The sequence below is a fragment of the Winogradskyella pacifica genome, assembly GCF_013403915.1.
Classification (GTDB): Bacteria; Bacteroidota; Bacteroidia; order Flavobacteriales; family Flavobacteriaceae; genus Winogradskyella; species Winogradskyella pacifica.
Window position 1 is genome coordinate 1 of the sequence record NZ_JABFDI010000062.1, and the last position, 821, is coordinate 821.

Here is an 821-nt window from a genome sequence, read left to right on the forward strand (position 1 = left end):
GGCGAGTGTGGCGGTAGCGGTTGCTGGGTCGCGTGTCGGCGGACATGAAAAACTGACCACAGGCGGACACGAAAGTGACCACTGACGGTCAATAAGAACTGCCCACTGGCGGACATGAAAGTGACCGCTGGCGGACGTGAATCTGCCCAGACCACTCCCATCCCGCTCGGCGCGTCAGCGCCGAAGCAGCCTCTCCTGCGGTTTCGATACCGATGCCTGGTCCGTATCGAACCCACCGCAGGAGAGACCACAGTGAAGTCTGACGGAGAACTCATGGACATCCTCACCACCTACGATCTGACCGGCTCATTCCGCGCTACCGCCGAACTCTGCGGCTGCTCCCACAACACCGTCAAAAAAGCCGTCGAGGACCGCGCCGCCGGGCTCCCGCCGGCAACACGACGAGCGAAGATCATCGACGACTGGAACGAAGTCCTCGAAGGCTGGGTATCCGAATCCAAAGGCAAAATCCGCGGCGACAAAGCCCACGAACGATTGATAGCCATGGGGTATGTCGGCACCGACCGCACCACCCGCCGGGCACTATCAGAAATCAAAACCCAATGGCGACTGGGCAATACGCGAGTGCACCGGCCCTGGATCACCGAACCAGGATTATGGCTGCAATACGACTTCGGTGACGGACCAGTAGTCGGTGGACGCAAAATTGTGCTCCTCGTCTCCTGGCTCGCCTGGTGCCGATTTCGCATCGTGGTCCCACTACGTGATCGCACCGCCGCAAGCGTCTTCGCCGGGTTGGACCGCGTCTTCCGGATCATCGGCGGCGCCCCGACCTACCTACTGACCGACAACGAGAAAAC

At 60.9% G+C, this 821-nt stretch carries 1 protein-coding gene; it reads left to right on the forward strand.

Features of this window, described 5'->3' with window-relative positions; genetic code table 11:
- Positions 1 to 252 precede the first annotated feature (252 nt).
- Positions 253 to 821 (forward strand): transposase (locus HM984_RS18050; protein ID WP_503328576.1); only part of this gene is annotated, 569 nt, incomplete at its 3' end.